This window comes from Bacillus sp. FSL M7-1020 (assembly GCF_038050415.1).
GTDB classification, from domain to species: domain Bacteria; phylum Bacillota; class Bacilli; order Bacillales; family Bacillaceae_G; genus Bacillus_A; species Bacillus_A toyonensis.
On the sequence record NZ_JBBOTW010000001.1, the window covers coordinates 2,681,289 to 2,700,005 of the forward strand.

Annotated in this window: 23 protein-coding genes; 6 read left to right on the forward strand and 17 right to left on the reverse strand. The window is 34.8% G+C overall.

Features of this window, described 5'->3' with window-relative positions; translation table 11 throughout:
* Positions 1–242: 242 nt before the first annotated feature.
* The 7 genes from MHB70_RS13660 to MHB70_RS13690 form a co-directional block, all read right to left on the reverse strand.
* On the reverse strand, positions 243–587 hold the full coding sequence (locus MHB70_RS13660; RefSeq protein ID WP_000656836.1) for a hypothetical protein: 345 nt from the start codon (positions 585–587) through the stop codon (positions 243–245).
* Positions 588–589: 2 nt separating this feature from the next.
* Positions 590–2,413, reverse strand: a complete 1,824-nt coding sequence (locus tag MHB70_RS13665; RefSeq protein ID WP_061530630.1) for a T7SS effector LXG polymorphic toxin — start codon at positions 2,411–2,413, stop codon at positions 590–592.
* Complete coding sequence (locus MHB70_RS13670) at positions 2,410–2,772, reverse strand: DUF3958 family protein (RefSeq protein WP_000076600.1); 363 nt, start codon at positions 2,770–2,772, stop codon at positions 2,410–2,412. Before MHB70_RS13670 ends, MHB70_RS13665 begins: the two co-directional genes overlap by 4 nt.
* Before the next feature lie 40 nt (positions 2,773–2,812).
* The gene (locus tag MHB70_RS13675; RefSeq protein WP_000503631.1) at positions 2,813–3,088 is read right to left on the reverse strand and encodes a TIGR04197 family type VII secretion effector; all 276 of its coding nucleotides are present in this window, start codon (positions 3,086–3,088) and stop codon (positions 2,813–2,815) included.
* 213 nt (positions 3,089–3,301) lie between these two features.
* The gene (locus tag MHB70_RS13680; RefSeq protein WP_000583802.1) at positions 3,302–3,595 is read right to left on the reverse strand and encodes a putative quinol monooxygenase; all 294 of its coding nucleotides are present in this window, start codon (positions 3,593–3,595) and stop codon (positions 3,302–3,304) included.
* Between the two features lie 46 nt (positions 3,596–3,641).
* Positions 3,642–4,280 carry a nitroreductase family protein gene (locus MHB70_RS13685; protein WP_000185391.1) on the reverse strand — a complete coding sequence of 213 codons (639 nt, stop codon included), beginning with the start codon at positions 4,278–4,280 and terminating at the stop codon, positions 3,642–3,644.
* Between the two features lie 18 nt (positions 4,281–4,298).
* The gene (locus MHB70_RS13690) at positions 4,299–4,727 is read right to left on the reverse strand and encodes a MarR family winged helix-turn-helix transcriptional regulator (RefSeq protein WP_000204170.1); all 429 of its coding nucleotides are present in this window, start codon (positions 4,725–4,727) and stop codon (positions 4,299–4,301) included.
* Between the two features lie 264 nt (positions 4,728–4,991).
* Between MHB70_RS13690 and MHB70_RS13695 the strand changes: the two genes are divergently transcribed.
* Positions 4,992–6,935: an elongation factor G gene (locus MHB70_RS13695; protein ID WP_061530631.1), complete on the forward strand. Its 1,944-nt coding sequence runs from the start codon at positions 4,992–4,994 to the stop codon at positions 6,933–6,935.
* Positions 6,936–6,986: 51 nt separating this feature from the next.
* Here the strand turns inward: MHB70_RS13695 and MHB70_RS13700 are convergent, their stop codons facing one another.
* The gene (locus tag MHB70_RS13700) at positions 6,987–7,631 is read right to left on the reverse strand and encodes an alpha/beta family hydrolase (RefSeq protein WP_000679122.1); all 645 of its coding nucleotides are present in this window, start codon (positions 7,629–7,631) and stop codon (positions 6,987–6,989) included.
* A 20-nt stretch (positions 7,632–7,651) separates the two neighbouring features.
* Positions 7,652–8,119 (reverse strand): NUDIX hydrolase, encoded by a 468-nt coding sequence (locus MHB70_RS13705; protein ID WP_000366234.1) that lies wholly within the window; start codon positions 8,117–8,119, stop codon positions 7,652–7,654.
* A gap of 196 nt (positions 8,120–8,315) precedes the next feature.
* Here MHB70_RS13705 and MHB70_RS13710 point away from each other — a divergent pair, with 196 nt between their 5' ends.
* Complete coding sequence (locus tag MHB70_RS13710; protein ID WP_061530632.1) at positions 8,316–9,107, forward strand: DUF4240 domain-containing protein; 792 nt, start codon at positions 8,316–8,318, stop codon at positions 9,105–9,107.
* A 61-nt stretch (positions 9,108–9,168) separates the two neighbouring features.
* Here MHB70_RS13710 and MHB70_RS13715 read toward each other — a convergent pair whose 3' ends face one another.
* Genes MHB70_RS13715 through MHB70_RS13725 form a run of 3 tightly spaced genes read right to left on the reverse strand, consistent with a single transcriptional unit; the run spans position 9,169 to position 11,224 of the window.
* Positions 9,169–9,600, reverse strand: a complete 432-nt coding sequence (locus MHB70_RS13715) for an SMI1/KNR4 family protein (protein WP_000265757.1) — start codon at positions 9,598–9,600, stop codon at positions 9,169–9,171.
* Between the two features lie 31 nt (positions 9,601–9,631).
* Positions 9,632–10,168, reverse strand: coding sequence for a hypothetical protein (locus MHB70_RS13720; protein ID WP_000621041.1), 537 nt, complete (start codon positions 10,166–10,168; stop codon positions 9,632–9,634).
* A gap of 30 nt (positions 10,169–10,198) precedes the next feature.
* A complete protein-coding gene (locus MHB70_RS13725) occupies positions 10,199–11,224 on the reverse strand; it encodes an SDR family oxidoreductase (protein WP_000697709.1) in 1,026 nt (341 codons plus the stop codon).
* Positions 11,225–11,393: 169 nt separating this feature from the next.
* Between MHB70_RS13725 and MHB70_RS13730 the strand changes: the two genes are divergently transcribed.
* The gene (locus MHB70_RS13730) at positions 11,394–12,149 is read left to right on the forward strand and encodes a CPBP family intramembrane glutamic endopeptidase (protein WP_061530633.1); all 756 of its coding nucleotides are present in this window, start codon (positions 11,394–11,396) and stop codon (positions 12,147–12,149) included.
* A 183-nt stretch (positions 12,150–12,332) separates the two neighbouring features.
* Here MHB70_RS13730 and MHB70_RS13735 read toward each other — a convergent pair whose 3' ends face one another.
* The 4 genes from MHB70_RS13735 to MHB70_RS13750 are packed head-to-tail and all read right to left on the reverse strand — an operon-like array spanning position 12,333 to position 15,125.
* Complete coding sequence (locus MHB70_RS13735; RefSeq protein WP_061530634.1) at positions 12,333–13,274, reverse strand: serine hydrolase domain-containing protein; 942 nt, start codon at positions 13,272–13,274, stop codon at positions 12,333–12,335.
* A gap of 23 nt (positions 13,275–13,297) precedes the next feature.
* On the reverse strand, positions 13,298–14,188 hold the full coding sequence (locus tag MHB70_RS13740) for an AraC family transcriptional regulator (protein ID WP_000446743.1): 891 nt from the start codon (positions 14,186–14,188) through the stop codon (positions 13,298–13,300).
* A 47-nt stretch (positions 14,189–14,235) separates the two neighbouring features.
* The gene (locus tag MHB70_RS13745) at positions 14,236–14,706 is read right to left on the reverse strand and encodes a GNAT family N-acetyltransferase (RefSeq protein WP_001266068.1); all 471 of its coding nucleotides are present in this window, start codon (positions 14,704–14,706) and stop codon (positions 14,236–14,238) included.
* 17 nt (positions 14,707–14,723) lie between these two features.
* Positions 14,724–15,125, reverse strand: a complete 402-nt coding sequence (locus MHB70_RS13750) for a DUF3980 domain-containing protein (RefSeq protein WP_002106358.1) — start codon at positions 15,123–15,125, stop codon at positions 14,724–14,726.
* 96 nt (positions 15,126–15,221) lie between these two features.
* On the opposite strand from MHB70_RS13750, the gene MHB70_RS13755 reads away from it, so the two are divergent.
* Positions 15,222–15,674 carry an NUDIX hydrolase gene (locus MHB70_RS13755; RefSeq protein WP_061530635.1) on the forward strand — a complete coding sequence of 151 codons (453 nt, stop codon included), beginning with the start codon at positions 15,222–15,224 and terminating at the stop codon, positions 15,672–15,674.
* Positions 15,675–15,707: 33 nt separating this feature from the next.
* On the opposite strand, the gene MHB70_RS13760 is transcribed toward MHB70_RS13755, so the two are convergent.
* The gene (locus tag MHB70_RS13760) at positions 15,708–16,619 is read right to left on the reverse strand and encodes a DMT family transporter (protein ID WP_000832950.1); all 912 of its coding nucleotides are present in this window, start codon (positions 16,617–16,619) and stop codon (positions 15,708–15,710) included.
* 124 nt (positions 16,620–16,743) lie between these two features.
* Between MHB70_RS13760 and pdxR the strand changes: the two genes are divergently transcribed.
* Entirely contained in the window at positions 16,744–18,186 is a 1,443-nt protein-coding gene (gene pdxR / locus MHB70_RS13765) for a MocR-like pyridoxine biosynthesis transcription factor PdxR (RefSeq protein ID WP_016514018.1), read from the forward strand.
* A gap of 81 nt (positions 18,187–18,267) precedes the next feature.
* Positions 18,268–18,708, forward strand: a complete 441-nt coding sequence (locus MHB70_RS13770) for a YaiI/YqxD family protein (protein ID WP_000708763.1) — start codon at positions 18,268–18,270, stop codon at positions 18,706–18,708.
* Positions 18,709–18,717 lie beyond the last annotated feature (9 nt).

Genomic DNA, 18,717 nt, shown 5'->3' on the forward strand with positions numbered 1-18,717 from the left:
ATGACTTAGGGTGATTGCCTCTTCAAATATTAACTACTATAATTACAAGTAAATTAAAACAAACTTAAAAGGAATGAATTCTTTACTATACAGAATTCATTCCTCACTAGTTGCTTAAAATATTTATCTAACTCTTTAGTTTCAATTCACATTCAATATCCCCTAAACATACATTAAATTTAAATTTCCCTCCATATTTTTAAATTCCTAAAAATGATGGAAAGCTACCATACCCTGCAAGCTTATGCTGAATACCACTCTTCCGTAGAAAAATTATCAGCATTTGAATTTCCTTCTAACTCCCATTCGCTAATAAAATTAATTATTTCTCCTAAAATTAGATTTATATCATGATTTTTTATAATCAAACCTCTATGATTATTCCAAGTCAAATCAATTTCGATATTTATATTCAACTCATCCTCACATTTACTTAAAAAGTCATTCATTACTAAGGTAAAACATAAATTTACAAAATTATCAGAAACCCAAATTACGGATGAATCATCATTAACCTTCTCTATTCTAAATCTTAAATTATTGTATGCAATCCACTTTATATTACCTTGTATTTTTTCTTCTTTCATAATTAATTTCCTCCCATACTATGAAATAATCCTGTCAAGACATCCATTGCTGGATTTGTTTTTAAACTGCCATATATCACATCTTCCCATGAACCATACTTTTTATAAAGTTGTTCAGGTGTAGGTCCTTCTGCCCTGCCATATTCAAGAATATTTCTTTCTTTCATTGCATTCAATCCATCTAAATTATTAGATTTTATATACGTTTCCATTCTTCCTTGATTTCGCTCTTCAACTTTCAATCTAGCAATTTCCTCCATAGATAGCCCATCATTTTGAAGATTTTTAATATCTTGTTCTAGTTGTATTCTTTTTTGTTGTATTTTTTCATGATACTTTATTCTTTCGCTTCTTGCATAACCTACTTCATCACCATTTGTCCAGTCTACCCCAAACTTATTTAAGGCAGATTCCTTCTTAGGTGAATATCCATATACAGCTTCAGTATTTCCCTCAATCTCCTTTGCTATCTTAGGATTATCTAATGGATTTCGAAGTTTAGAATTTATTTCTATTCTGGTACCACCAGCCTCGACTATATCATCAAGATAATTGCTTACAGTTTTACCCGTACCCTTACCACCATCTTTAGACTTCGCAAACTTATAATAAGCTTCTATTAATTCGCCTTGAGGTATTTTGGTTACAATAGTTCCACCAACACTAGAGAATGCATAGGAAGCATTTCTCTTAAATGATTGTAACATTTCAAACGTAGGCTTCAATTCTTTTTCCAGTTTTACTGCATTAGCAAATGTACTTACTCCACTTGATGCTTTTGCTCCTTTTGTGATATGGCCTACTTTATTTAGTGCCCTATCGCCTAATATTGTGGTAGCTATTTGTGTTAATCCATAGGTAGTCAATTCTGTACGACTCTCTGCATCTCCCTCTATCATATCTCGTTTTATTTTATTTGAAAATGCATGCCACATATTTTTTGCAGTTTCATCCAAATGGAAAAGTGCATAGGTTACATTAATAAAAGTTCCTATGTCCATATTACTTAAAGCTATTGCGGACTCGATTTCATCACCAATAGCTTTCCCCGCTCCTCTTTGAATAGCTTCCCACATCTTTTTCGCTGTTTCAAACGTGCCAACTATACTGTCTGCCGCATCGTCCCAAGCATTTCTAACCGGAGATTTCTCCTCAATTATGTTATTTGTTTCTATATCTTTAATTGACTGATCATTTTTTCGGGCTGTTTCTTCTATAATCCCCTGAATAGAACTCACCCAATCCATATTCAACCCTTGTGTACTAAACGTACCACTCACAGGACTAAATCCTTTCCCGCTTTGCACTTCAGCGAGTCCGGCTGTGATGCTAGCTGCTAATTGGAGGGCGGTACTGTAGTTGTTGCTGGATGAATGATTGAATTCATATAAATGCTCAAGTTTTTCTTCCAGTTTTTTTCTCATTGCACCAAATACCGTTACACTCGCATTTACTCCGGGCATTGGTGTAAGTACTTCTATTGCTTCTATACTTGTAATCGATTGATTAATTCCCCGTATTTGTTCTCTTATTTCTTGTTCGATCACATCTGTCGAAGCAACTTTTGCTTGAAAATCATTTGGAAATGCTTCGTTTTGGCGAATTAATTCTTCACATAAGCATATGATTCCTTGTGCTAATGGCCGAAATGTTTGGACAAGGTAGGCTTTTGCACTACTGTATGTTTGTCCTTGTAGTACTGTATCTACCGCAAATGCATCAATAGATTGAATGGCTTGTTCCATACTTTCAATCGTAGCATTACATATAGCGTTCATACTTTGAGTTTGACTTTGTACTTCTCCCAAATACATGTTTAAACTCATGTATTTGCCTCCCTTTGTAGTTGCTGCTGTTCATAGGAAAGGTCGTTTTCTTTCTCACTGAGATGCCGTTTTTCTTTAAGCAACGTCTCTTTTTCATTTTCTAATTCGAATGTAAGTTTTCTTTCATACTGTCCGATTTCTTGCCGCATATTCGTAAAAAGATGAAACACTTCTTTGTCGCCGTGCCAAGTTTCTAGTATTCGGTTAAATAAACGATTGCTTCTATTTTTCCATTCATGAAAACTAGCCTCAGCTCGTTCTTGATTTTGCAGCGCAATTCGGTTTTCATTTTGTTCTTCAAATATAATTCGTAATTTTTGATTACATTGACTCATTCTCGTTTCAATTTCTTGACTCATCTTTTCTCCCTACCTTTTCCCCTTTACGTAGGCTGTTACATTATTGAAAAGTCTTTTGAAGTCCTGTATCCATTTTCTCAAATTCATTTGCTACGGAATGGATATTATCAATTGTTTGTTGAAAAGCAGCACAAAATTGTTTCGTGATCTGCAAATTTTGTTGATTTGCTTCTTGTGCTTTGAAGTTCACAGATAGTGTAGTACGCGTTGCCTTATTTATAGAGCGACTAGTAGCACTTTGCATTCTATTTGAAGCAGTTCTCATTTTCGTTGCAAGTTGCGTTGCTCTATGCAAATTACTTTGAAATTCTCCCATCACTTACTCTCCTCTACCTTTTATCCACAAGAAAATTATACCATGGAAAAATATTCTAATAAACTGAATGTTCGAACTTGACATTCAATTCATCGATGTTAGTAAGGAGAAAAGCAACACTTATCTTTCAACATAACTGTTTCGAGAGTCGCTTCCACTTATACAAAAAAAGATGACCTCAGCCATTCGCTAAAGTCATCTTTTTCTAACTTATTATTTCACTAACTCTCCATTATAAGCTTTTATATCAAGCGGAGCAGTTAAAAATTGTGCTGCTTTACTAACGAAAGATGTGAAGTGTTCACTCGTATTATGGCTCGCAACTGCCGCTTCATCTTTCCATACTTCTACCATCGTATAAACACTTTCTTTTTCTGAATCTTTATATAAGTCATAAGATTCATTTCCACTTTCTTCTCTTGAACCGTGAATGAGTGGCTGAATTTCTTCTAAAAATGCTTGTTGTTTCGCTGGATCTACTTGAAATATTGCGTGAATAATAATCATGGTGCTTCCCCTCTCATCTTTCACTTATTGAAGTTCTTTTATAAAATTATTTCCACTCTGCAACTTTTTCAATTGGAAGACGCACTGATTGGTAACCACTGTCAGCAGCTTTCCCGATTGAAATTAGCATTACTGGTACGTAGCGTTCTTTATCTAATCCGAAAGCTTCTGCAATTTGGTCTTTTTCAAATCCACCAATTGGACAAGTGTCATAACCGTGCGCACGAGCTGCTAGCATAAATTGCATCGCTACAAGACCACCATCAATTAATACTGTATCTTTCATTACTTCTGGTGTAACCATAGAGAAGTAAGCTGAAAGTTTTTTCATTTGATCTTCTTTTACTTCTGCTGGCATAAGTCCACGCTCTACTGCTGTACCGTAAATTTCTTCTGCGTTATCGAAGTTGTTTAAATCACCAAATAAAGCGATCATTGCTGAAGATGTTTCTACTTGAGATTGATTGAATTTCGCAAGTGGCGCAAGTGTTGCTTTCGCTTCGTCACTTTCAATCACTACGAATCTCCATGGTTGCATGTTTACTGAAGATGGTGCAAGTGTTGCTTCTGTAAGAATTTCTGTCATTTCTTCTTTGCTAATTTTCACTGAAGGGTCGTACTTACGAATTGAACGACGTCCTGTTAAAATTTCGTTAAAATCATTTGTTTTTACTGAGTTAGTCATAGTTGTATTCTCCCTTTTTTATAATTCTTTTATATTTTCTTGAATGTGATTTAAAATATTTAAAAGATTATCGCGTTCTTCCTCACTTAATCCTTTAAATGCAGATGCTGCAAAACGTTCTTTTTCCTCTTGAAACGCCTGAATTTTATTTCGTCCCTCTTCAGTAAGAGAAACTAACGTAATTCTGTTATCATCTGGATTTTTACGTCTTACAATCATTTCATTGGCCTCAAGCTGCTTTAAATGCCTTGTTATCGCAGCATTATCAATATTCACTTCTTGTTGAAGCGCTTTTTGACTAATTTCACCTACTTCATATAACTGAAGTATAAGCTCTAATCGAGACTGGCTCATACCCGTACACCCTTCAAACTTCGAACTTACTTCTTTATTTAGAAAGTGTAATTTATATAAAATAATCGCTTCTTTTGAGCATGAACTTGTCAAATTACCCCTCCTTTACATCCAAATCAAAAACATTTGATGTATCAATAGTTGATATGTCAATTAATATAATCTATATCGATTTAGAATGCAAGCATTTTGTTTTCATTCTATTTTTTCCAAAATAAGGCGCTTTGTAGCGTTACAAAAAATGTAAATTACATTATAATAGTAATAATTTAAATGACTGGAGTGTGATTGTAATGCGGCAATACACAAATAGAAATGAGGAAATGAAAATTGAAAATGAAATGAGGATATTTATATATGACAACAATAAATATAGGGATTGTCGCGCACGTAGACGCTGGCAAGACGAGTTTGACTGAGCGTATTCTTTATGAAACGAATGTGATTAAAGAAATTGGCCGAGTTGATAGTGGTAATACGCAAACTGACTCAATGGAATTAGAAAGACAGCGCGGAATTACAATTAAAGCATCTGTCGTTTCTTTCTGTATTGATGATGTAAAAGTAAATGTCATTGATACACCTGGACACGCTGATTTTATCGCTGAAGTGGAGCGATCATTCCGCGTTCTAGACGGTGCGATTTTAGTTATCTCTGCCGTTGAAGGTGTGCAAGCACAAACAAAAATTTTAATGCGAACATTACAGAAACTAAACATACCGACAATTTTATTCGTTAATAAAATTGATCGTAGTGGCGCAAACACTGAAAAAGTTATGAAACAAATAAAAGAGGTTCTTTCAAATGAAGCATTCCCCTTCTACTCTGTTCTAAACGAAGGAACGAAAGAAGCCCGGATCATTGAATACAAATCATATGACGATTGTATGGAACGAGTAGTACCATATAATGAAACGTTGCTTGAATCATATGTAAATAATGAAGTAGTACCCGACGTGCGATTAAGAAAAGAACTAGAAAAACAAATACAGCAAGCAAATGTGTATCCAATCTTTTTCGGCTCAGCAATGACAGGTATGGGAGTAACTGAACTACTTGAAAATATTTCAGCCCTAATTCCAGCTGAAATATCGGCACAAGATGGAACATTATCTGGTGTTGTGTTTAAAATCGAACGTGAATCTTCTGGTGAAAAAATCGCTTATGTAAGAGTTTTTTCTGGTAGTCTACACGTTAGAAAATATGTTGATATTCAGCGAAGTAAGTCTCAATCACATAAAGAAAAAATTAAAAAAATGTGCATGTTTCATAACGGAAATGCAGTTCAAGCTTCTACCGTTCCTAGCGGAGAATTTTGTAAAGTGTGGGGACTGAGTGATATTAAAATTGGTGATATTATTGGGGAACGGACGGATTATATAAAAGATATTCACTTTGCCGAACCGCAAATGGAAACTGCCATTGATGCAGTACCAAAAGAACGAATTCATGATTTATACGCTGCACTTATGGAACTATGCGAAGAAGATCCGCTCATTAAAGTGTGGAAAGACGATGTTCATAATGAACTATACATTCGCCTTTTCGGTGAGGTGCAAAAAGAAGTGATTGAAACGACACTTCATGAGAAATATAATTTACAGGTTACTTTTTCAAATACACGAGTTGTATGTATTGAAAAACCAATTGGCATAGGAAATAGTGTTGAAGTAATGGGTGAAAAAGAGAATCCATTATACGCAACAATCGGTTTCAAAGTTGAACGTGGGAAGCATAACTCTGGCATAACGTACAACTTAGGTGTTGAACTTGGATCACTACCTTTAGCATTTCATAAAGCGATTGAAGATACGGTATTTCAAACGTTAAAACAAGGTTTATACGGATGGGAAGTTACGGACATTATCGTCACGTTAACACATACTGGTTATGCAAGCCCTGTTACAACAGCGAGTGACTTTAGAAACTTAACACCGCTCGTTTTAATGGATGCTTTACAGCTAGCTGAAACATGTGTATTTGAGCCATTAAACGAATTTGAATTAACTGTACCAGAGCACGCAATTAGTACCGCAATGTATAAGCTCGCAGCCATTCCAGCAACTTTCACAGAACTTATATTGCATAATGATTCTTATCACTTAACTGGATCGTTACCTATTGCGAAAACAGAAAATTTTAAACAAATGCTCCATTCATTTACAGAAGGAGAAGGAATCTTTACAACGAAGCCAGCTGGTTTCACAAAGCTTACGGCCCCCTTCCCTACTCGAAAACGCGTTGACTTTAATCCGCTGAATCGAAAGGATTATTTGCTTCATGTGTTGAAGGCTTATTAAATAAAAAAGAGGTGCAAATTGCACCTCTTTTTGCATGTATTGAAACTTAAATTAGTTTGTCCTAACAACTTCTTTAAGTGTTTCTATTACTTTCGCTATAGCTTCAATTGAATTCTCTGTTTCATATTCCCCAACATGTAAAGAATGGTTTGCATTATTGACAATTTCAATCTTTAGATTCGAATGATCTAATTGCTCAATTTGATCTGCATTGTATTGATGATCTCTATCCCCAATTACCAACAGCCCTTCGTGTCGACTATGTAAGATAGAATCAAAAATCGAATTAAAAGTTAACAATGGTGTAAGTAATATCATTTTTGACTGTGAAAATTCTTCTCTCTTCATTAAATCATTCGCAATTGGAATTGTTCCAAGTGATTTTCCTAAAAACATCGAATCGTTGTATTGTCCACTTTTTAGCACTTCATTAATGATAGGGTTAATATCATCCATCATTACTTTCGTTACTACTTCCATTGGTTTTTCCATTAATTGTCCATCGTAGGAATAATGAATATATACTACATCTATTTTATGTTCAAGCATTAACATTGTTGCATAATAAAATAAAGGCTTGTCATAATTATAGCCTGAACCTGAGAACATAAAGCATACCGCACTGGAACCCTTTTCGATATGTGTGTAACGAATGACTTTATCATCTATATGTATCTCTTTTTTAGTCCCCTTCACCGTTTTCCCTCCAGATACGTTTACTTTTGTAAAACGATATGTTCTGTCTGAACTGGTAAATCCTTTACTTTCTCTTTTATAAACGCTGGCTGTAAGTTGTATGCATCTAACTCTTCTATCGGCACCCACTTAAACATATATGTTCTATCCTCTTCATTCAGAATATATTGATCTGCCCCATTTGCAGGTAATTCTTTCAGCTCTACTTCATAGTAAAAACTAATTTCATGGAACTTTCGCTCAGAAAGTGTAAAGAAATTTTCTACTGACCATATTAATCTCTTTACTTCAATTGGAACAGCTAGTTCTTCAGCAAGCTCTCGTTTTAACGCATCTTCACTATTTTCTAGCATTTTCACTCTTCCGCCTGGTACATACCAAAAATCTTCACCGTCACCTTGCAGAATGAGTATTTTATTATCATGTTTACAAATTGCTCCGACTCGGTAATTAAAACATGTTTCCTCTACTTTAAACGTAAGGTCCATCCCGAATTCCCCCTATTTATTAAATATCGAATTATTGCAAAACAATTATGTAATTACTGTAAAGATAAGGTTACTAAATTTATCCACTTCATTCAATCATTTTCGAATTTTCCAAACGCTTATTTTTCATCATTACAAGTGTATATACATATGTTACAATCACATTGCATACTAGAAAAATATGATGGGGGTACGAATGGAAACGTTATTAATCCAGCAAACTGAGAAATCAAATAAGTTTTGGAAAATCGTTGTGAAAGAAAGCGACTACGTTGTGTTTTACGGGAAAATTGGCACAGCTGGTAGCGTGAAAGCGAAAGAGTTTGAAACAGAAGAAGAGTGCATAAAAGAAGCTAACAAACTAGTTGCTTCCAAACGTAAAAAAGGATATACAGACCCGTGCCCTGGGGAAGATTATATAAAAGAACAAACGATAACAGAAGAAGAATTTTGGGGGCTACTCGCTCGCGCTAAAACGAAAGGTGAAGACCAGGAAGAACAAATAGAATGGCTTACTTCTCATCTCTCTAAGCGTACAGTACATGAAATTGTTGCTTTTGATACACATATGCATCATATATTAAAAGCTTCCTATACATCTCGCTTATGGGCAGCAGCCTATATTATTTTAGGCGGTTGTTCGGATGATTGTTTTGATTATTTCCGCGGGTGGTTATTATATCAAGGAAAAGAAACTTACGAAGCGTGTATTGAAGATCCAGAACGGTTAATACATGTATTAGAAAATTTGAGTGAGTATGACGTACCAAACATTGAAGAACTTTCTCTATATTTCGGTTTCACTGTATATGCAGAAAAAACTGGAGATGAAGAAGACACTTACTTTACACTTTACCATGTACTAACTGATGAAAGAGCTCATAATGACGACATTGAATTCGACTGGGATCAAGATGACGAAGAAGGTCTGAAAAAGATGTTTCCTAAGCTGTGGGAACTGTACGGAGAAGAACCGATTGAGTGGTAGATTTACATACGAAAAACGCCTTGTTTTTTTAGTAACAAGGCGTTTTTTATTGATACTATGTTTAAATTGTTATCTTCCCACTCTCCCACCACTCCATAAAAGGCTTTAAAGAAGGAGCAATCCACGTTCTACTATCATTTTCATGATTCCACACATATATATCATCTCTTTGTACCATTCCATTCAAAATAGAATAGCCAAACAAATCACCATTTCCGCCATCAGCAAAAAATAATAAACAGTCAAAAGGCATATATAAATCTTTAAAATCCACTATATTTCTCATATTCATATTTTCAGTTTTAATTTTTGAAGCTGACCATATAAAGTCCCCGTACTCACCTTCTATACCGTTTGTTTCCTGTAATAATTGATATAACTCATTAGGTAACTCCACGTGTAACCATTTTTGTATATCAGCAAGTTCATCCTTCGTTGCTGGGTTTTTCATACTTAAGTTTAAAGAAATACTTCGAATGATATTTTTCCACATAACCTTTTATCCTTCCTATAGTCCTTCATGTTCAATCAAGTTTATACCAATAATCAAATTGGGTATGTACTTGGATTATATATGTTATTATCTCTGGATCACTAGGTTGTTTTTCCTTCTTTTTATCTCTAATATCATATTCATTTACATAACGAGTATCTCCTATCTTATCTCGGTAATAATTCCCCTTTTCGGTTTCTACTACTGTACTATCATCTAAAAAATAGAGCTGAATTTCTACACCAGCCTCGTTAGAATTTGGATACTTTAACTTCCCTTTTTTTTGATAGAATGAGATTACTTCTGCCTTCGATTGCTTCGTTTCTATAACACGATTCGCTACCACTTCCCAATATCCGCCATTTGCTAATTCAATCCAATTCTTCTCATCTGCTTCATAATCTTTAATTAGCTTACTATCCAAAGGCATCGGCAATTGAAAAAATTCAGAAGAAAAGGAATGAGAGATATACCACGTACTATTTCCTACGAGAATGACCGTTAGCAAGAGCATTATAACTGTTGAAATTGTCGTCCTTTTTCTAACCTTTTTTAATTGACGTATCATATTTCTCTCCATTCCTATTATCTATAAAAACTATCCATTCCACTTTTCTAATAATTCTTTCTCCCTTTCAACTGAAATACCTGCCTTTAATCCCCTCTCTTTCATTTCATTCACCCAGTCATACACATCTGTAACAGTATCTTCTAATCTTCTAAAAGTAAGCCCTGCTTTAACAGCATTCTCAATACTAATAGAAAATCCACCTTTCCACGGCTTCGTTTCCCCTTCTAATGGAAAAGTTTCCGGAAGCCATAAAGGCATCTCTGTCCAAGGCTGTACTTTATGTTCCTTCATAAAAGATTCATCGACCCAAACGAATTCAGCATCACTATTCGTAACCTTTTTACACGTATTTAATAGCTCTTCCATCGTCAATTCATCATTTGGACCTGTTATATTGAATGTACCGGCTTTATTATTTTCTACCATGTTTAGTCCAAAGCTTGCGACGTCTTTTATATCAACTAATTGCACTGGACGATCTTTTCTTCCTGGTACTAACACTTTCCCGCCCTTTGCTACACGCTGAACCCAGTATGGAAGGCGATCTGTATAATCAAACATTCCCGAAAGAAGTCCTGCTCTTACATGTAAAACACGCCCCGGCCAATACTTCTCTGCTTCTTTTTCACATAATACCTTTAGCGCACCATAATGCTCATAAGGCGATATTTCACCATTCTCTACAGCCTTTATCCGATCACTTGTTGGTTCAGGTTGTAATATATAGTCTTCTTTTATATGATGCAGAATCCAATCTTTATATACGGAAAGGCTTGAGATGAATATATAATGCTTTACATTATCTTTTAATACTTCGCCAACATTCCGAATATGGTGCGGAGAAAACCCACACGTATCTATGACAACGTCCCATTTTCGATTTTCTAAACTTGAGACATCATTATTTCTGTCACCGATTAACTGCTCTACTTCAGGAAAAATTTCTTTATTTGTTCCGCGATTAAATAATGTAACTTCATGCCCTCTTTTTAAAGCCTCTTCTACAAAAGCTCTTCCTAAAAATCGCGTACCACCTAGAATTAAAATCTTCATAGTTCTCCCCCATTCGTGATTGAAAATCCTTTCTTTTGTTAAACGAATTTTTGTTGTGAAAAGTTACGGGATTGGTCTAACTTTTTCCACAAGTTCAACATATGTAATTTCCATTTCATATATAATTAAAATATCGGATATTTGATTAATCACTTATACATGTAAGTAGGTGAAAAATATAAATAGAAATATAGTTTATCATTCAACTCTATGTATTTATTTTCTTACATCGTTTGTATATATCATCTTACTGAACATAGAAAATGGTCGTAATTATTTAGGGTTTACGATGGTTATTCCGCTTTTAGCTGCTATTTTATATCAGAAATTATATAAGAAACAAAAAATGGTTCATACATTTGGAATTTCACGTCCAAAAATAAAACCATTAATTTTCTCCATATTATTGCCACTACTTCTAGGGCTATGTCTACATTTCTATTTTTATATTTATAATATAAAATTCTTATTTAATCATTGTAATGAATTGGGATTTCTCCTACTCATTGGTCTTACAATTGCTGCTTTGTCTGCATTTTTAGAAGAAATCATATGGCGCGGAAATTTTCATTACCATTTACGAAAAAAATATTCATTAAAACAAACAGCAATCATTACTGCATCGCTTTGGTCTTTATGGCATTTACCAGTATCAATCTTTTATAAAAACTATGAATTATGGTTTGTAGGAATATTAAGCTATCTCTCGTTATTATTTATTTTATCTATAATTTTGACGTATACGAGAGAGTATAGCCATTCTGTGATAACACCTGCAATTTTACATGGCATGTTCAATGTATTTTATTTAACAGATGGAGTAGAAACAAAATACGATATTAGCCTAATGGAATTAGTTAAATTTAGCTTGCTGGCAATTATGTTTTGCATGATTTATCTAATACATCGAAAAGTTAAAAAATAGTTAAAAGTGCCTAAACAAATTATAAAGCACTTCAACACCTTGCAATTATTCAATAATCGTATAGGTGTTGAAGTTTTCTAACTATAGTTGAACAACTTTGTTCTCACAACACTTATTTCAATCATGGAGAATATAACAAGTATAACTTAACCTTTTATTCTTATTTTTATAAAAATAACCATATTAATCTTTTAAATAAGGAAATATGGACTCTTTAATTAACTTCCATCTATCCTCTGCATTCGGTATGACTTCAGAAGCAATCACCACAACCAATTCCTTCTCCGGTACACAACAAATCACATTTCCATCATCGCCCATGGCACAGTATGAAAAGATACCACCCTCTTCTCGTAACCACCATAAGTAACCATATCGATTTGGATTCATCGCCGTTGATTCTTGTATCCACGACTTTGAAAGAATTTGCTTTCTATTATAAGTACCTTCATTCAAATACAAACGTCCAAACTTAGCCATATCCCTAACCGTTAACGTCAGTCCCCATCCGCCAGTTGTAATATCGTTTGGATCGTGAACCCATCCTTTTACATCTTTTCCGAATAAGTCATCAAATCCAAATGCTTTCATATTGTAGTTTGGAATTTCTCTCATACCGAGTGGCTGAAATAGCTGTTCATTCGCAAATTCACGCGCACTTTTTCCTGTTGCACTCGAAATAATTGCTGATAGTACATGTGCTCCTGCAGAAGAATATTTAAAAGATCCAATTTCTCCGCCGTTCCCCATTCTATTAAGTGTATACTGTACCCAATTCTGTTGTGTGCATAGTTCTTCTAACGGTTTCTGCCAGTCTACAAAAGGATATGGAGCTGTCATTGTAAGTAGGTGTCGCACTGTTACTTCTGATGACTTAACGTTATATTCAGGAAAAAACTCTATTACTTTTTGATCAACACTTTTTATATAGCCTTTATCTATACATATCCCAATGAGCGCAGAGATTACCGTTTTTGTGACAGACGCTACATGGTATGCATCATCTGGACCGTAACCATTATAATAGTTTTCAAAAACAACATTACCTTTATGCACTACTAACATACCGTTTATATTTTTATAGTCTTCTTTTATCTTGTAATCCAACTCTTCAAAAGTTTTCATCATTTTTCCCCCTTAATCTATGATTAAAAAGGTTCGATCGGTACATATATATCCACTATATGTTTATGTTCTGGATGCTTTCTTGGATCATTTCTATATACTTCAAAAGGATACGCATCTCTCGGTTTATATCCGCTATTTGGGAGCCATTCGCCGTATAAAAAGTCCCATGCACCTTTATATTCATCTTGACGTATTTCAAAATGGCCTACCGCATATTTCCCTGAAGGTATTACCATTATTCCAATATCACTCGTTCCTACTGCGGATTCATCTGGAATTGTTATACATAAACTTGTTCTTAAATGATAGTCCTCAGTAAATTCATGATGGTCATGGTAAATTGTTAATACTTTCGTATCCCCAAATATATGATAGTTTTGCTCCGCTGCATAACGAAATAATTTCTCTATCATTTTTGGAAAAACTATAGTTAACTCTTCATATGTACCGATATGTCTTATGTATGCGACGTTTCTATCGTCCGCTGTTACAATTTCAACATTTCCTCGAACCTTCTTACATTCATTGTATTGAGAAGGTTCACTTACGTCTTTGCAATTCTTGCTATTGTAGTTTCGATATTGAGATGGACTTACTCCGTAATAATTTTTAAATGTACGGGAGAAAACTGCTGAATCTGTGAAACCGAAGTGATACGCAATGTCTGTGATCGTCATATCCGGACGATATGTAATAAGGTGAGTTGCCCTTTCTAGTTTCAAGCGATTTACATACCGAGATAACGGCTCATCTACTATCCCTTTAAAAATTCTATGAAAATGAAACTTTGAAAATCCTGCTACATCGGCTAACGCTTCAATTGAAAGTGCATCATTTATATGTAATTCTATATAATCTTGCACTTTATAGATGCGACGTAAGTACTCATCTTTACTTTGAACACTCTCCATATACTTTCCTCCTCACAACAAAAAGGCTAACTTCGCGCTAGCCTACTTTACACATGTTTTAAAAATAAAACTCTACTCCCGCCATTCCCATCATAATTTGTATGTACGGATACACCTTCTATTTCATCATCCCCAGCCTCAATTCGAAAGCCGATTTCTTGATGAAATAGTATCGATTTTTTATTTACTGGTGACGTGATTGCTTTTACAACTTTACGGTTGCTTGCACGAGTGACATCAAAGAAATAAGAATACAATGTCGATGCAATTCCTTTTCTTCTATATTTCGGATTGACACCGATAAAATGAACGTACGCTTCCTCTTTATGTGTTTGTGAAAAGAATCCGCATAAGAAACCTAACGTTTCGCCATCTTCTTCAATGATAAAACTCGTTTCTTGAAAATGAACGAAAAATAATTTTGGCAACATAGCAGCCATGTCTCTCCCGCCCCACCATTCATTTAAAACAGAATGAATCTTTACATAATCTTCCCCTTGGATGTTTCTTACTCGCATATGTTTCTCCCCCTCACTCACTTCATTTTTTCATAAATTTTAACGACTGTTTCTACTAATAGGATGAATACCCATATCCCGCAAAATACAAGAACAGACTGGAATATCGATCCAATTATCATAACACCAACTGCACCTGTTATTGAAAATGTTATTCCGCCAAGTCCTGGATCCTGTATAAGTGCTCCGGCAGAAAAAGCTGTTATAATAGATACGATTAAATAAATAACACTCATTATTTTTAATATTTTTATAGAAAGATAAGAATTTTGTCCTTTCTCCACTTGTGATAATTCGATTTCCCCGCTCGCAATTCCTTTTTGAAGACAATCTTCACACAAAAATTCTTCCTTAATTTTTTTACCCCCATGTATTGTACCCGTTATTTCTTTACACCTTGAACATTTTCGATTTATCATTTTGATATCACTCCAATCAACAAGGATTACCTTAATACAATTCGTCATTTACCTTATTATCCCTTTTATGTATTTTATAGAGAAAGGTCGTGTTTTATGATTTCAAAGCTTACATTTGGTTCTAAAAATCCCACTGTTCATTATGTATTACAGCCTAGTTGCTATGCGGTTATTTTCCATTCATCTTCTTTAATGATTGCTGTTATCCAAAAAGGAGACCGTTACTTTTTACCTGGTGGCGGTATGGAAGGTAATGAAACAAAAGAAGAATGTTTGCACCGCGAACTACTAGAGGAATTAGGATGGACAATTGAAATTAATCAATATATTGGTAATGCAGCTCGATATTTTTATGCAGAAAAGGAAGATACATATTATTTGAATGATGGGTTCTTTTATATTACAAACATGGTGCAGAAACAAACTGAAAACTGTGAGGAGGATCATGTTCTAAGGTGGATATCTCCATTGCATGCTGTAGAATTTCTACTTCATAATCATCAAAAATGGGCCATTGAACAAGCTCTTTTATTACGAAAACAAAAATGATCTCCTTCTATATGAAAGAGATCATTTTTACTGTTAACTTACTTTTTTCAAATTGAGAGCTGGCTTTTTGATTCCGCCTTTTTTTACAACATATAAACCCACAAATATTATAAGTCCGCCAACAAGTTGCATCATATTGATTTGCTCTCCAATTGTTACAGCTGCAAAGATCACTGCGAATAATGGTACGAGATACATATAAACCATTACTTTTGTTGAGCCTATTTTACTAATGCCGACATACCACATCGCAAGTCCGAAGATTGTCGCAAAGATGATTGAATATGCTAGTGAACCCCAGCTTGGCATGTCTACTGGCCACGTTAATGTGTTTACGTTGAATAAACAATATATAACTAGTGGTACAATTCCAATTAATGTAGACCATGATGTAACTCTCATTGCAGAGTATTTTGTAATAAGAGGTTGTGCTAAAATTGGATACCATCCCCACGCAATTGCTGCGACTAATCCAATTATATTTCCAAGCCACGCATACTCGTAAGTAGCTCCTCCTGTATGCCCTGTTAATAAAACGAATGCTGCACCAATAAACGCTACTATTGAACCAATTTGTACTTTCATCGAAAAACGTTCTTGTTTGTGTAATACCGCTAATATCCCTGTAAAAATAGGTGACATCGCAATTAATAATGAGGCGTTCGTTGCTGAAGTATATTTCACAGATAACATAAACATCGTTTGATACATTGTCGTTCCAACGATGCCGACTGCTACTAATCGTAACCAATCATTTCTTTCAATACGTAATGAGCGTTCCATTAAAAATGTAATAAGTAATAATACCGGTGATGCTACTAAAAATCGTAAACTATTAAATTGAATGGATGACATAAATGCCACGCCATACTTTCCAATTGTATAATTTGCTCCCCATACTAATGCTACTGATACTAGGAGCCATTCCATTTGCCATCTTTTCATCCGAATCTCCCCTTCCATATTTAGCATAGTAAAATTGGCTGGATATAACACCGTCCAATTGGCTGTTTTTTTACCCAGCCAATTTGCTATACTGGATTTATATAAAAGATACGGAGGCATTTTTATGGAATGGAAGCTAGATAGTGACAGTAAAATCCCTATTTATCAGCAAGTTGTTGACTTTATTGAAAAACGTATTACATATGGAGAACTTCCTCCAGGTAGCTTCCTCCCTTCCGAACGGAAATTAGCTACACAGTTAAATGTAAACCGAAGTACAGTAACGACTGCTTATAATGAACTACGTGCTATGGGAATTGTAGAAAGTACAACTGGTAAAGGTACACGTGTAAGTACACATATGTGGGGTGTTTCTCCAACATTAACACCAAACTGGAGAAACTTCGTAGAAGGTGGTACGTTTTTACCAAACTTACCGTTACTTCGCCATATTCGGGCAGAAGTACAACAAAATGAAAATATTATAGATTTTGCAAACGGAGAACTCGGTTGTAATCTCTATCCTCATGATCAACTACAAGCGATTTTGCGAGAACAACCGTTAACGCATTCATTAAGTTATGATCACCCGCAAGGTTATCTCCCATTGAGACAAGCGGTAGTAAAATATATGAAGGAATATTTAAAAGTGGAAGCGACTGAACAATCCATTATGATTACATCCGGCGCTCAACAAGCACTTCATCTTATCGTACAATGTTTATTAAATCCAGGTGATGCTGTTGCTTTCGAAAGTCCTTCACACTGTTATTCCCTGCCTCTATTCCAATCAGCAGGTATTCGTATTTTCCCATTACCTGTCGATGAACATGGGATTAACCCAGATGATGTACAGGAGTTATATAGAAAACACCGTATTAAAATGATCTTTTTAAATCCAAATTTCCAAAACCCTACGGGAACGATGCTTCATCCAAACCGTAGAAAAAAACTATTATCACTTTGCGCAGATTTACGAATTGCAATCGTTGAAGATGATCCATCCAGCTTGCTTACGTTAGAAAAGAAACAACCTTGCCCTACTTTGAAATCGATTGATGAAAATGGAACAGTCATTTATGTACATTCCTTATCAAAGATGATTGCACCAGGATTACGAGTCGGCTGGCTCGTCGCCCCGCAGTCTGTAGTAGAAAGGTTATCCGACGCAAGGCATCAAATGGAATTAGGTATGAGCATTTTCCCGCAGTGGCTTATGCAGCAATTTTTCGAAACCGTACCATTTCAGTCTCATATCGTACCGTTACGAAAACAATTATTGGAAAAAAGAGACGTTATCGTTCGCGCCTTAAATGAGCAACTTCACGACAAAATCTCTTTTTCTAATCCTACTGGTGGTATATACATATGGGGAAAATTAAAAGAATCGATAAACGAAAAACAACTTATTATGCAAAGTTTAAAACAAGAAATCGCCTTTATGCCCGGTAGTATTTTCGGTGCGAAAGATGGTTATATTCGTTTATCTTATGGAAAAGTGAATATTAATCAAATTGAGGAAGGTATTTCTCGTTTGCGAGAAGCTATTTTAGTTTGTGGAAAATGACTTTACATAAAGCTTTATCGTTTGACAAAAGAAAAATCTACCATTATTATCAACACGAACCTAGTTATAGGAGTGATAAAAATGAAAATTTACGTTGATGCAGATGCTTGTCCTGTAAAAGATGTAATTATTTTTGAAGCTACGAATGCAGAAATCCCTGTAACCCTCGTTACTAGCTTTTCTCATTATTCTAATGCGGAACAACCAAAAGGTGTGGAAACAATATATGTTGATTCCGGAGCAGATGCTGCAGATTACCGAATTATGCAATTAGCAAAAAAAGAAGATTTAATCGTAACACAAGATTATGGTCTTGCTTCGCTTGCATTAGCAAAAGGCTGTATCGTTCTACACCATAAAGGCTATAAGTATACGAATGATAACATTGAACAATTGTTACAAACACGATATTTAAGTGCAATGGTTCGAAAAAGTGGTAAGCGTACAAAGGGACCGAAACCATTTACAGCAGAAGATAAAGAGAAATTTAGAGAGCTCTTTAAAAGTATAATTTCACTTTAGAAATGAACC